At 58.0% G+C, this 13,726-nt stretch carries 11 protein-coding genes; 3 read left to right on the top strand and 8 right to left on the bottom strand.

Features of this window, described 5'->3' with window-relative positions; genetic code table 11:
- Positions 1-14 precede the first annotated feature (14 nt).
- Both ACR3EP_RS01695 and ACR3EP_RS01690 read left to right on the top strand, forming a co-directional pair.
- A complete protein-coding gene (locus tag ACR3EP_RS01695; protein ID WP_480636005.1) occupies positions 15-1,796 on the top strand; it encodes an aminopeptidase P family protein in 1,782 nt (593 codons plus the stop codon).
- Between the two features lie 60 nt (positions 1,797-1,856).
- On the top strand, positions 1,857-2,198 hold the full coding sequence (locus ACR3EP_RS01690) for a DUF427 domain-containing protein (RefSeq protein WP_170360242.1): 342 nt from the start codon (positions 1,857-1,859) through the stop codon (positions 2,196-2,198).
- Between the two features lie 241 nt (positions 2,199-2,439).
- On the opposite strand, the gene ACR3EP_RS01685 is transcribed toward ACR3EP_RS01690, so the two are convergent.
- Positions 2,440-2,874, bottom strand: coding sequence for a hypothetical protein (locus tag ACR3EP_RS01685; RefSeq protein WP_480636004.1), 435 nt, complete (start codon positions 2,872-2,874; stop codon positions 2,440-2,442).
- Positions 2,875-3,092: 218 nt separating this feature from the next.
- On the opposite strand from ACR3EP_RS01685, the gene ACR3EP_RS01680 reads away from it, so the two are divergent.
- Positions 3,093-4,457: a DUF3179 domain-containing protein gene (locus tag ACR3EP_RS01680; protein ID WP_480636002.1), complete on the top strand. Its 1,365-nt coding sequence runs from the start codon at positions 3,093-3,095 to the stop codon at positions 4,455-4,457.
- Here ACR3EP_RS01680 and ACR3EP_RS01675 read toward each other — a convergent pair.
- The 7 genes from ACR3EP_RS01675 to ftsA all read right to left on the bottom strand — a co-directional run bounded on the left by ACR3EP_RS01675 (position 4,454) and on the right by ftsA (position 13,726).
- Positions 4,454-6,139, bottom strand: coding sequence for a chloride channel protein (locus ACR3EP_RS01675; RefSeq protein ID WP_425080992.1), 1,686 nt, complete (start codon positions 6,137-6,139; stop codon positions 4,454-4,456). The two genes, ACR3EP_RS01680 and ACR3EP_RS01675, sit on opposite strands and share 4 nt — an antisense overlap.
- Positions 6,140-6,239: 100 nt before the next feature.
- Positions 6,240-7,889: a DNA repair protein RecN gene (recN, locus tag ACR3EP_RS01670; protein ID WP_480636000.1), complete on the bottom strand. Its 1,650-nt coding sequence runs from the start codon at positions 7,887-7,889 to the stop codon at positions 6,240-6,242.
- Between the two features lie 35 nt (positions 7,890-7,924).
- Positions 7,925-8,767, bottom strand: coding sequence for an outer membrane protein assembly factor BamD (locus tag ACR3EP_RS01665; protein ID WP_170360251.1), 843 nt, complete (start codon positions 8,765-8,767; stop codon positions 7,925-7,927).
- 127 nt (positions 8,768-8,894) lie between these two features.
- Positions 8,895-9,815 carry a UDP-3-O-acyl-N-acetylglucosamine deacetylase gene (gene lpxC / locus ACR3EP_RS01660; RefSeq protein ID WP_170360253.1) on the bottom strand — a complete coding sequence of 307 codons (921 nt, stop codon included), beginning with the start codon at positions 9,813-9,815 and terminating at the stop codon, positions 8,895-8,897.
- 213 nt (positions 9,816-10,028) lie between these two features.
- Positions 10,029-11,639: a cell division protein FtsZ gene (gene ftsZ, locus ACR3EP_RS01655; protein WP_480635998.1), complete on the bottom strand. Its 1,611-nt coding sequence runs from the start codon at positions 11,637-11,639 to the stop codon at positions 10,029-10,031.
- A gap of 349 nt (positions 11,640-11,988) precedes the next feature.
- Positions 11,989-12,405, bottom strand: a complete 417-nt coding sequence (locus tag ACR3EP_RS01650) for a hypothetical protein (protein ID WP_480635997.1) — start codon at positions 12,403-12,405, stop codon at positions 11,989-11,991.
- Positions 12,392-13,726, bottom strand: a complete 1,335-nt coding sequence (gene ftsA / locus ACR3EP_RS01645) for a cell division protein FtsA (RefSeq protein ID WP_170360645.1) — start codon at positions 13,724-13,726, stop codon at positions 12,392-12,394. The genes ACR3EP_RS01650 and ftsA overlap by 14 nt, the downstream gene beginning before the upstream one ends.

Below are 13,726 nucleotides of genomic sequence, written 5' to 3'. Positions count from 1 at the left end.
GGGAGAGGTATGTGATGTTTCAGTCCTTTGAGGTGACGGCGCGCCCGGAACAGGGGCCACCCCGGTTGGCGGCTCTGCGGGGTGAAATTGCGAACGAAGGGCTGGACGGATTTCTGATCCCGCGCACAGACGCGCATCAGGGCGAATACGTGGCCGCTCGGGATGAAAGGTTGGCGTGGCTGACAGGGTTCACGGGATCAGCAGGGTTTTGCGCCGTGTTGCCAGATATAGCGGGCGTGTTTGTCGATGGCCGGTATCGAACCCAGGTCAAGGCGCAGGTCGCCGCCGAATTCACTCCGGTTCCGTGGCCCGAGGTCAACCTAAGCACCTGGTTGAAGGAACACCTTCCCGATGGCGGCAAGGTAGGTTTTGATCCGTGGCTGCATGCAGCAGGTCAGATCACAAGCGCAAAGAATGAGCTGACCGACAGCGGCATCGAACTGGTGCGCTGTGACAATCTGGTGGACCGCGTGTGGTCCGACCAGCCCACCGCCCCGATGAACCCGGTCAAGACCCATCCGATTGAGTTTGCAGGTGAAACCGCGGACAGCAAAATCACCCTTCTGGCCGAAGCCCTGCGCGAGGCAAATTGCACAGCTGCAGTAATCACGTTGCCGGATTCGATCATGTGGCTTTTGAACATTCGCGGCTCGGATATCGGGTACAACCCGGTGGCGCATGGCTTTGCTATTCTGCATGCCGGTGGCCGGGTGGATCTGTTCATGGATCAGGAAAAACTGTCCGAGCCGTTGACGGATCAGGCTTCCGTCCACGCGCCGAGGGCATTTCTGGACGCCGTTACAGCGCTAGAGGGGAAGATACAGGTCGATTTGGGAACGCTGCCTCAGGCTGTAGCCGATGTGTTGCAGGATCGGATGGTGGATGGCGGAGATCCCTGCGCCTTGCCCAAGGCCTGCAAGAATGCGGCCGAGATCGCGGGCAGCGCCGAAGCGCATCTGCGCGATGCAGCGGCGGTTATTGAAACCCTTTGCTGGTTGGATGCGCAGGCTCCGGGTACCCTGACCGAGACGCAGGTGGTGACCCGCCTTGAAGAGAACCGGCGCAAGGACAATGCGCTGCAGGATATCTCGTTCGACACGATTGCCGGCACTGGTCCGAACGGCGCGATCATGCATTACCGCGTGACCGAAGAAACCGACAGCCGCCTTGAAGATGGTCATATTCTGGTTCTGGACAGTGGCGGGCAATATCTGGACGGCACCACTGACATCACGCGAACTATCGCCATCGGTAAAGTCGGAGATGAGGAAAAATCCTGCTTTACCCGTGTGTTGAAGGGCATGATTAACCTATCCATGCTGCGCTGGCCTGTCGGGCTGGCCGGGCGTGACATCGAATGTATCGCACGGGCCCCGCTGTGGGCCGGGGGTCAGGATTTCAATCACGGTGTCGGACACGGTGTCGGTGCCTACCTCAGCGTTCACGAAGGCCCCCAGCGCCTGTCCAAAGTCAGCCATGTGCCCTTGCAACCCGGCATGATCCTTTCCAACGAACCGGGCTATTACCGCGAGGGCGCCTTTGGTATCCGCATCGAAAACCTCGTAGTTGTTCAAGAAGCCCCAGCCCTGCCCGGTGGTGACGCGGAACGCGCGATGCTGAACTGGCGGACCCTGACATACGTCCCAATTGACAGAAGGCTGATTGTGACCGACATGTTGACGTCGGCAGAGCGTGACTGGCTGAATACCTATCACTACGACGTTGCGAAAAAACTGCGCTCAAGGCTGGGCGACGACGCGCAACTGTGGTTGGATGCCGCAACTGCGCCTATCTGACACTGACCTGTTACATACACAGAGCAGAAGAGAGGCCGAAAATAAGACAAGGGAAGAAAAATGGTTGAGATCACGATCCGCAAAGCTCCGGGCAAATGGAGCGTTCGTTCCGGTGGTGCCGTACTGGGTGAAAGCACTGGCGCGCTGGAACTGATCGAAGGTGATCTGACTCCTGTGATCTATTTCCCCCGTACCGATATCGCGATGGCCTTTCTGGATAGCACAGACAAGGTCACCCACTGCCCACACAAGGGGGATGCCTCGCATTTCTCGATCGTCAACAAATCCTCGGTGACCGAAAACGCCGCGTGGAGCTATGAAACCCCTGTTCCCGCCATGGCCGAGATCAAGGGTTATGTGGCCTTTTACCCGGTCGAGTCGGTGAAGGTAGAGCAGATCTAGCGAAAGACCTTTCAGAAGCTCTACCTACTGTTCAATCAGGTACTCTTCCCAAAAATTTATGGTCGGGCCTCATGAATAACTCGACAGGTTGTTTGCGATTTTGGAGTTTTGTCACGTACTTGTTTCTTTATGCTCACCAACCACTTGGCCACATCGGATTCGCACGCTAATATTGCGTTTTCCTGTGCTTCAATCGGGTCTGGAAACCCCCATGAATACCCAACGGAGCCGTTTTCTGCGATTACGAATGCACCCGACGAAGATGCAGAGTTTTTCTTTTGGTATTCCGGAAACTGGAATTTCCGTACTGGCTAAGTGTTGTTCCTCCAAAATTCGGGTCATAGTCTTTTGGCACTGTCACAGCATAAACCGCGCACGTATCCGGGTATTCAGAAAGCAAACGGCAATCTCTTAGGCTTTGCTCTTTCGCGACAGCAAGCGAGTGACGGTTGGCAACCCAACCACTGCTGTTTTGTCCAGAAACAACAAATGCCGCAAAATACTCTTTGGTTTTAAATTCTCTGAACCTGGATTTTTGTCGTTTCGACAGTTTTAGATCCATCAAAACTGAAGTTTTCTTGGAAGATTTGTTAACCTTTATCTCAGCAGAAACAGCCGGGACTGTGACCGCATTAACCGCACCCAGCAAAGCAGCCAACCTAAAGTAAAATTTCACGCACAGGCCTTTCCGATTCTCACGTAGGAAATTCTACTATTGATGGTTTCGAAGCTTCTTTCCAGAAAGAATGCTTTGTTGCTCGCAAGGTAAGATGAAACGAGATTTTCTTAAAACGTTGGCACCAATTTAGGTATGCTTCTTTCCCTCACGCACCTGTTGCATGCATGTGAACAGCGGCCGATGCACACTGGACATGGTCACCATCGGAGGATGCCATGTCGATCACCCGTCGCAGTTTTACTGGAATGCTGGCCGCAGCCACGCTACCCAGCGCGCTGTCAGCTCAACAAGACCCCGTGCTTGAGGCTGTCAGGTCCACTCTTTACGGCAGCAACGCAGAATTCGAACAGGGAATGGCCTATCTGGTGCAACGCGGTAACCCGGATGTGGTTCCCGCCCTGCTGACCGGAATGCGTTACGGAGGGCGACGTACCGACGAAATCGCCGAAGTGATGCAGACCCTGACCGGTCAGAACCTTGGCACTGACTGGTTCGATTGGATGTTGTGGCAGGAAAAGAACCCGCAGGTGGTTCCGCACCCTTCGTTGATCCCGTTCAAGCGTGAGGTTCTTCTGGGGATTGACCCGAATTTTGACGACTTCTTGCGCCCAAAATACCTGCAGCGCGACAAGATGAAGATCCGGCTAGAGGAAATCACCTGGGGCGGCGTTAGCAAGGACGGCATTCCTTCGCTCGACAATCCAACACTGATCTCGGCCTCAAAAGCCAGCTACCTGAAAGACGATGATCTGGTCTTTGCCGTCTCGATCAATGGGGATGAACGCGCCTATCCGCTGCGGATCATGGGATGGCACGAGATGTTCAACGAGGTGATCGGCGGCGTTCCGGTAGCGCTGGCTTATTGCACATTGTGCGGATCGGGTATCTTGTTCGAAACTCACGTGACGGGACGGCGAAAACCGCTTGTCTTTGGATCATCTGGTTTCCTGTACCGTTCCAACAAGCTGATGTTTGATCGCGAGACGCATTCGCTGTGGAACCAATACACCGGGAAGCCGGTTGTGGGCCCGCTGGTCGGCAGTGGAATCACGCTACAGCAGCGCCCAGTGGTGATCACCACATGGGAAAGCTGGAAAACTTCACATCCCGGCACGCGCGTTCTGTCTCAGAACACCGGCCATCGGCGCAACTATGGCTCTGGCGTGGTGTATCGTGAGTATTTCGCCTCGCCCGAACTGATGTTTCCAGTACTGGTTGACCAATCCGAACATCGGCAGAAAGACTATATCTTCGCTATCCGCCAGTTCGGCGCGGCGCGGGCCTGGCCTTTGGATGCGTTTAGCAAGACGCGCGTGATCAATGACGCGATTGCCAACCGGCCGCTGGTTCTGATCGGCAACCCCGACAAGCGCGCGGTACGGGCGTTTGAACGCGCCTCGCACCGGTTCACCGCGTCCGACGGCGGCCTGGTGGATCAGACCGGGCAGAAATGGACCATGACCGAAGAGGCGTTGATCGGACCAGACGGAACTCGCTTGCCGCGTGTGGCTGGACATATCTCTTACTGGTTTGCATGGGACAATTATCTAGGCGACGCGGCAACGGTCTACGACGGTTAGGAATGTTCCTCGGCCGCCGTGGCGGCCAGCGCCCGGTTATAGGCCTTGAGCGCGTCGATATGAAATAGAGCACCGACCGGGGATTCGTTACCCTCGTCGTCAATCACCACAACCGGGATGCAAGGGATGTCGTCGTGGTCGAAATAGGGCATCGCCGCCTCAAGCGTGGCACTGGCCTGTACGCATAGGCCCTGCTCTATCAACTCCTGTGCCTTTTCTTTGGTGATCGAGCGCGGATCCCCAATCGGGCGCATCACCGCCCCGGTGCGCAACATCGCCAACAAATAGGCCTGTGGTCCTGCGGCCAGATGAACATCGCGGCGCTCCAGCTGTGTCAGGAAGAACGACCGGTCCACAAGACGTGAGGCCAAGGCTGTCGACATCGAAACCGAGACCATAACCGCAATTCCGATCTGCCAATCTCCGGTCAGCTCAAAAACGATCATCGTGGTGGAAATCGGCGCACCCAGCACTGCGGCGGCCACGGCACCCATGCCCGCAAAGGCATAGAGCGTATGGGTCCCGGACACATCCGGCAGCAGCCCGGTGGCGATTAACCCAAAGGCCAATCCGGTCAGAGCGCCAACCATCAGCGAAGGAGAAAACACACCACCGCCCATACGCCCCCCCATGGTGATGGCCAAAGCAACTGTTTTTATCACCGCGAACAATATCGCGACGGTCAGGGTCAGATCGCCAGTCAGGGCACGGATCGTCGTTTCATATCCGACCCCGATGATATGCGGAAACCAGATCGCCAGCAGTCCCAGCATCGCACCGGACACGGCGGGGCGCAGCCAACGTGGCAGCGACAGGCGATTTTGAACGTGAGTGCCGATGTCCTCGGCAAAGAAGATCGAGCGCATCAACAGCAACGACACCAGCCCGCAGATCAGCCCAAGGATCAAAAAGGCTGGCAGCTCCACATAGAATTGCAGCGAGCCCGGGGTTTCCAGAACGAACTCGGTCACATCTCCGTATTCCAGCCGGTTGATCACCGTACCCGCGACCGAGGCGATAACAATGGGCGCAAATGCATGCACGGCAAAGTGGCGCAGCACCACCTCAAGCGCGAATAATGCCCCAGCGATGGGTGAGTTGAAGCTGGCTGAAACCGCTGCTGCCACAGCGCAGCCCAACAGATCGCGGCCAGTGATGCCATCCGCATGGATACGCTCACTGACCCAGGTCGAGATCACTCCGGCCATATGCACCACCGGACCTTCCCGACCAGTTGACCCGCCTGTGCTGAGCGTAATCAGCGAGGCAAAGAACGAGGCGATTCCCGCCTTCCCCTCAACCCGCCCATTGGTCAGCGCCGAACCCTCGATCACGTCCGCAACTGAGCGTACGCGGCCGTCATCGGTGAACCTGTGCAGGATAACGCCAACGATCAGACCACCAATGATCGGTATGATCAGGATCAGGAACCATGGCAATTTCTCAGCATGGCTGTGCAGCAACAGGATATCATCTGTGTCGTAGACATAGGCCTGCAGCGACCGGATCGCCTTGCGGAACCCAAGGGCCATAAACCCTGCCGCAATCCCAATTGCCAACGCAATGAACCAGAACTGAATTTGGCTAGGCCCACGTCGCAACATAACCCGCCACGCATCCTTCATCGCGGCCAGAGCCTGATTGAGCTGGTTGCGCAGAACGGTGCGGGTCGTTTGGGTCATTGGCACTCGGGGATCAAGGTATATTCCTTAGTAAGCCACGGAGCCCCCTTATAAAAGTAGGATCGCGACGGTTTGAAAACCGGAAAGCGGCAAATTTAACTCAGGCGTCCAACAATGCGCGGGCGGCGGCGCGCGCCTCGTCCGTGATGGTGTCCCCTGCGACCATCCGGGCGATTTCATCCACACGGTCTGGTTCGGCCAGCGGAATAACGGTGGACAATGTCTGCCCGCCAGTTACCTGTTTTTGAACCCGCCAATGATGCGCCGCGCGGGCGGCAACCTGCGGCGAGTGGGTCACGACCAGAACCTGCCCCCCCTGTGCCAAAGAAGCCAGACGGCGACCCACCGCATCAGCAGTCGCCCCACCGACACCCCGGTCGATTTCATCAAAGATCATAGTTCGCGCGCTATCGTCGCCGGTCAGACACACTTTGAGCGCCAGCAAAAACCGGCTGAGTTCCCCGCCCGAAGCGATCTTATTCAGTGGGCCAGACGGAGCGCCGGGATTGGTGGCAACGGTAAAGGCCACCGCATCCACCCCCTCAGGTCCGGGATCGGCGCCCGTGATTTCGGTTTGAAATACCGCGCGTTCCATCTTCAACGGTGCAAGCTCGGTCATCACGGCCGCATCCAATTGCCCGGCCGCCTGTTGGCGCGCGGCGCTAAGTGCGGCGGCGGCGTTGTCATAGGTTTCCTGTGCAGCCGCAACCGCAGCACGCCGATCCGCCAAGTCGGCGTCACCTGCATCCAAACGGGTCAGTCGATCACGCAGCGTGTCGGCAAAAACTACCAATTCGTCAGGCACCACATCATGCTTACGGGCCAACGCTCGGATGGCGAAAAGACGTTCTTCTGCGGCTTCAAGCTCAGCCGGGTTAAAATCCAAAGCTTGAAGGCAGGCGCTCACCCCGTCCTGCGCTTCACCCAATTCGATCAAGGCGCGCCCCAATGCGGCTATCGGGGCCTCAAGCTGCCCGCCCGCATTGTCGGACACGCCTTCCAACCAACGCACCGCGTTAGACATCGCCACCTCGGCCCCATCTGCGCCCAACAGGTCAAAAGCACGGGCAACGTCATCGCGAATGCGTTCAGCCCCTTGCATCATGCGCCGACGGGCATCCAATTCAGCATCCTCACCGGGCTGAGGGTCCAGCTTGTCCAGCTCGGCAACGGCGTGGCGCAGAAACTCCTCCTCGGCGCGCATGGCGGCCAGCGTCGCCTCGGTCTCGTCCAAATCCTTACGCGCGCGGGACATATCCATCCACGCCGCACGCACAGCTGCCAGAAGGTCCTCTGCCCCCGCATAGTCATCCAGCATTGCCCTATGCCCGCGCGGGTTCAGCAACCCGCGATCATCATGCTGGCCGTGCAGTTCGATCAACGTCTCGGACAGGGCGCGCAGTACCTCACCGGAACAGCGCCGGTCATTGACCCAAGCGGTCTTGCGCCCCTCGGCTGTATTAACCCGGCGCAGGATCAGTTCCTCACCACCAGGCAAGCCTGCCTCGGCCAGAATCGCATGGACGGGGTGGCCATCTGGCAGCTCAAACTCGGCTACAACCTCCCCCTGCGCAGCGCCTTGCCGAACCAATTCAGCCCGCCCTCGCCAGCCCAGCACGAAACCCAGCGAATCCAGCAAGATCGACTTGCCCGCCCCGGTTTCACCGGTCAATGCGTTCAAACCCGGCTGAAACGTCAATTCCAGCCGGTCAATGATCAGCATGTCGCGGATATCAAGGGCGCGCAGCATCGGGTCTTAGCGTCCCACGCCTTTAGCCATGACGATTACAACCACTCACCTTTGATGGTCTGACGGTAGATGGTGCTTAGCCAGTTGTTTCCACGGCTCTTCAATTCCAACCCACGCGAGGTCAGCAATGCATAGCCCGCATCGTACCATTCCGACGATTGATAGTTGTAACCCAAGATAGCACCGGCTGACTGCGCCTCATCCACCAAGCCCAGCGACAGATAGGCTTCGATCAGACGATACAGCGCCTCAGCTGTGTGGGTTGTGGTCTGGAAATCTTCGACCACGACACGGAATCGGTTGATTGCTGCGGTATAGTGATCCTGACGCAGATAATAGCGCCCGATCTCCATTTCCTTACCAGCAAGATGGTCGAAGGCCAGATCGAATTTCAGAACCGCCGACGTGGCATATTCGCTATCAGGATAAACCTCGATCACTGTACGCAATGACTGCAGCGCCTGAAAAGTCAGCCCTTGGTCGCGGCCAACCTCGTCAATCTGGTCATAGTAGCTCAGCGCCAAAAGATACTGCGCATAGGCCGCATCTTCGTCAGTCGGATAAAAGTCGATATAGCGCTGCGCCGCTGCCCGGCTTTCTTCATAGTTCTTGTCCGTGTGGAACGAGAACGCCTGCATGATCAGCGCGCGCTTGGCCCAATCCGAATAGGGATACAAACGCTCAACTTCCGAGAAGTACCACGCCGCATCATCCGAGCGATTCTGCGACAGCTCAAACTCGCCGCGTGTGTAAATCTGTTCTGGCGTAAAGCCTTCCAGGTTCTGATTGCGGTCTGCGCCTTTTCCGCCGCATGCCGTCAAAACTGCTGTCAGAAGAATCGCGCCTGCGAATCTGACTGCCGCTTTGGTGCCAACCATTCCGCCTATCCTCGTCGTATTGCTTATCGGGGCACGCCCCGGATTGGCCTTTGGTCTAGCATAGATAATTCCGGGGCAAAACGCCTTAGTACACTCACTAGCGGAATTGTCGGCAGAGTTGATCCAATCAGGCGACTTCGGGGATTTCGTCCCAAACAAGGCCCTGACCCGGCAGGCGCGCGGCCTGTTCGGGGGTACACAGTACCGGACGCACCGCACCAGGCGTTTCAAACAGCTTGCGCAGCAGCGTGTTGGTCATCGCGTGGCCGGATTTGTCGCCAGTGAAGTGACCCAGAATCGGGCCTCCCGCCAGGTAAAGGTCGCCCAGAGCATCCAGCATCTTGTGGCGAACAGCCTCATCCGCATGGCGGAAACCGCCAGGGGTCAGAACTTCGTCACCCTGTACAACGACAGCGTTTTCCAGCGTCCCACCCAAGGCCAGGCCGTTTTCGCGCATCGCTTCAACGTCTGTGCGGCGGCAGAATGTGCGGCAATCGCTAAGCTCACGTGCGAACGAGCCGTTACGCATGTCCAGCGTTTTGGTCTGATGGCCAATTGCGCCGTCTTCGAAATCAATGTGGAAATCGATGATCAACCCATCTGCGGGCGCGATTGACGCGCTGGCGCCTTCGCGCGTGGCAGTGACGGGCTTGAGAACTTCGAACGCAAGAACAGGGCTGGCCTGACGACGTACACCCTTGGCCATGATACCGCGCACGAAATCAATCGACGACCCATCCATGATCGGAACTTCGGGTCCGTCAATCTCGATCAGCGCGTTATGCACGCCGCATCCGGCGAGCGCGGCCATGATATGTTCGACGGTCGACACCGAAACATTTGCATCGTTCACCAGACGGGTGCAAAGCGGCGTCCGCTCGACCACGTCATAGATCGCGGGGATCAGCGCATTGCCCAGCTCGATATCCGTCCGTTTGAACCAGATGCCGTGACCGGCGGCTGCCGGTTTCAGGACCATCGTCGCAGGCTTGCCGCTGTGCAGCCCGACGCCTGTAAACGTGATCGGAGATTTGAGCGTATGTTGCAAGGTGAACCTCGGTGAGTGGTGTCCGGCCTTTTCGGTCCGTGTTGGACACTCACCTAAGGAAGCAAGCGTCAAGGCTCAACTCACTCTTTGTAACTGAATGAAACATGAATGTAACAGATCGGCAAAAGCCTGCTTACATACAGTTAAAGCCGTGTATTTCAAAAGAAAAGGGTCGCCAAAAGGCGACCCTAAGTCGTTAATTTGTTACCGTGATCAGTTGGCCTGACGACGCAAGAAGGCGGGAATTTCGATCCGATCCTGATCGGGGTCGGCCTCATCATGCGCAGGTGCCGTAGCGTCAGCTTGGCGCATCGGGGGCTGCTGGCGCACCGGCTGTGCCGGCGTATCGGCGGCGTGGCCGGTCATCCGATCGATCAGGCGGTTAAAGCCGAACCGGGAACGATCCTGCCCTTCAGCCTGCGGTGCGGGGGCCGGTTGCGGTGCCTGTGGGCGCGGCGCCGCATACCCACGTTCAGAGGCCGGGACATTTTGTACAGCGGCCTGCAAACGCTGCAGCGCTTCGGGCGACGGTGTGCCTGCGGAGTGCTGTGGCTGCGGTGCGACAAAGCTTTCCGGCGCGGGCTCAATCGGTTCAGGTGTCGGCTCGAACTCAGCCACACGGGGCTGATAGGCCGGGGGTGGTAGACCGTCATCGTCACGCTCCACCTGCGGCTGCGCCGGTTCCTCGGCGGTTTCGAACAGCGAAGGTTCACGGTTCACTTCTGGCTGGGGCGCGGGCTCCGCTACTTCGGCCACAGCAGCGGGGGTCTCATCCTGCTGCGCCTCTTCCGCGGAAACGGTACGGGTCAGCGGCTCGGACATCGAGCGACGCGCAACCGGAACGTCGACGGGCTTTTCGCTGGCGTCGATACCAGTGGCCACAACCGACACACGCATACCGCCTTCCATCACGGTATCCAGGGTCGAACCGACGATGATGTTGGCCTCGGGGTCCACTTCCTCGCGGATGCGGTTGGCCGCTTCGTCCAACTCGAACAGGGTCAGGTCGTGCGAGCCGGTGATGTTGATCAGCACGCCCTTGGCACCCTTGAGGCTAATTTCGTCCAGCAGCGGGTTGGCAATCGCCTTCTCAGCCGCCTGAACCGCGCGATCTTCACCGGTGGCCTCGCCAGTGCCCATCATCGCCTTGCCCATCTCGTCCATCACGGCACGAACATCAGCAAAGTCGAGGTTGATCAGACCCGGACGGACCATCAGGTCAGTCACACCTTTAACGCCCTGATACAGAACGTCATCCGCCATCGAGAATGCCTCGGTGAACGTGGTCTTTTCGTTGGCCAGGCGGAACAGGTTCTGGTTCGGAATGATAATCAGCGTGTCGACAACCTTTTGAAGTGCCTCAACGCCGTCTTCAGCCTGACGCATCCGCTTGGCGCCTTCAAACTGGAAGGGTTTTGTGACAACGCCAACAGTGAGAACGCCAAGCTCCCGCGCGGCCTGCGCGATGATCGGCGCCGCACCCGTACCTGTGCCACCGCCCATACCAGCTGTAATAAAGCACATATGTGCGCCAGCCAGATGGTCGACGATCTGCTCGATGCTTTCTTCGGCCGCCGCAGCGCCCACGGTCGGACGGGCCCCTGCCCCCAGACCTTCGGTCACTTTCACGCCCAATTGCACCCGCGCCGAAGACTGGCTTTGCTGCAGCGCCTGCGCATCAGTGTTGGCGACGACAAAATCAACGCCGTCCAGCTGTTTCTCAATCATGTTGTTGACAGCGTTGCCGCCCGCGCCACCAACGCCAAATACTGTAATCCGAGGCTTCAGTTCGTCGTGCCCGGGCATCGAAAGATTCAATGTCATGCTCTGTCCGCCTGTTTTATTGACCCGCCAAAGCGGTGTTTTTCTTACCTATCCGCTTACAATCCTACCGGTCCAAACGGCAAAGGTCACGCCAAAAATCGCCGAATCCCACAAAATATGGAGGAAATAAGGCAGTCGTCAGCGGTATTTTGCATTCATAGCCAGATGTTGCGGATTGAACTCAATCCACCACAAAGCAAGCGACACACGCGCCGCAGTCAACATGCACGCCACTCGAGGGATTCACTGATTTTTCAGATGCGGAAAACTGCTCAGGTCCTGCCGCAGGGCCTCTGACGGGCCTTGTGGATATCTTGCGGGATAAGACCGCTGGCTGCAAGCCATTTCTTTAGCTAATTGGGGTACTTGGGCAATTCAAACCGTCTTCGGTAATGCTGCGCACCTCTTGAATTTCGCGTCGGTTGAAGTTGGCAAGTCGCACCAAAAGGCGGCCCTCGTGCTGAAAGGTCCACCAGCACACCGGCACGTCATCCGGGTCATCATCGTACAAAAAGCAGATCTGACCATTGGGTGTAGTGATCTGCCCATAGACACAACCCCGCCCCTCCATCCGCCAGACAGACAGTTTGGGGCTGAGAAATTCCTCGGTCCCCACCAGAAGGCCGCTGGGATAGTCGTGAAACGTAACGGTTTTACCCTGCACAGCAGCCAGAAATGCCTCAGGCGGTATCCGTGTCTGGGCGTGTGTGGCAAGCGGGGTTGCAACGACCAGCGCCGCAACGCCGACCGCTTTACCAATTGTCACGGAACCAGCGCATGGCGCGCTTGAAAGGTCGCGCGGCATAGGTATCGACCGGAATTTCGAAATCCCACCATTCGTCCTGCGGATGCGCAGCGAACAGGCTAAGCCCCACCGCTGACGAAAAACCTGGGCCTGTCGCCGATTGCGGCAGACCGTGAACGCGCAAGGGTCGACCCAAACGTACGCGCTGACCCAGAATGCGGGTAGCGAGGCCATCCAGCCCCATGATCTGACTGCCACCACCTGTCAAAACGATCTGCTGGCTGGGCATATGCTCAAATCCGGCGGCATCCAAACGCACACGCACTTCTTCCAGAATCTCTTCGACGCGAGGGCGCATGATACCGATCAACTCGGCCCGACTGACGGTGCGGCGGTCGTGTTCCCAATCACCGGTATCACCACCAATATCGATCAGGTCGCGGTCGTCAGCGCCAGTCGCGTGGACACCTCCGTTAAAGGTCTTGATCCGTTCGGCCACAGCCGCCGGAACACCCAGTCCCATCGAGATATCGGCGGTCACGTGGTCGCCGCCCATACGCACGCAATCGGCATAGATCATGTGTTTTTTCATGAAAATCGACACGCTGGTTGTACCGCCACCCATATCGATACAGGCGGCACCCAACTCTTGTTCGTCCTCGACCAGGGCCGAGACGCCAGACACGTAGGCCGAGTTCGCGATCCCCGCCAGTTCCAGATCGCAGCGTTTGATGCAGCGCACGATGTTCTGGATCGCGACGGCATCGACGGTCAACATGTGCATGTCGACCGCAAGGCTTTGGCCCATCTGCCCGCGCGGATCGATCAGCCCCGAGCGATTATCTAAGGCAAAATTCACCGGCTGGGCATGCAACACTTCGCGCCCTGCCCCGTAATCGGGCACGTCGCAAGCGTTCAAAACACGGCCAACCTCGGCCTCGGACACAACCTGACCTTCCAGATCAACCTGAGCGTCCAGACCGTAAGAACGCGGGTTTGCGCCCGAGAAACAGGCGATTACGTGATCCACCCGGATATCAGCCATCTTCTGCGCCGCCTGCAACGCGGTACGGATGGCGCGTTCGGTTTCCTGCATGGCAGTGACTTCACCAAACTGCACACCACGCGACCGCGTGGTCGCAGCGCCAATCACCCGAAATCCGGTCTGACCGGCCAGGGACCCGATGCTGTTATCTTCGCTCAAGCGGTTTGCGCCATCGAAGCGCAGCACAAGGCAGGCAATCTTGGAACTGCCGACATCCAGAATGGCGACAACACCGCGTTGCATCGCCTGCCTGCGCATCTGCCGCATGGCCCGTTGGGACTGATAAAGATCGGTCAT

The organism is Ruegeria sp. BB10, assembly GCF_056535725.1.
Note: the sequence above shows the minus strand (reverse complement) of the source record. Positions and strands in the feature narration are given on the sequence as shown.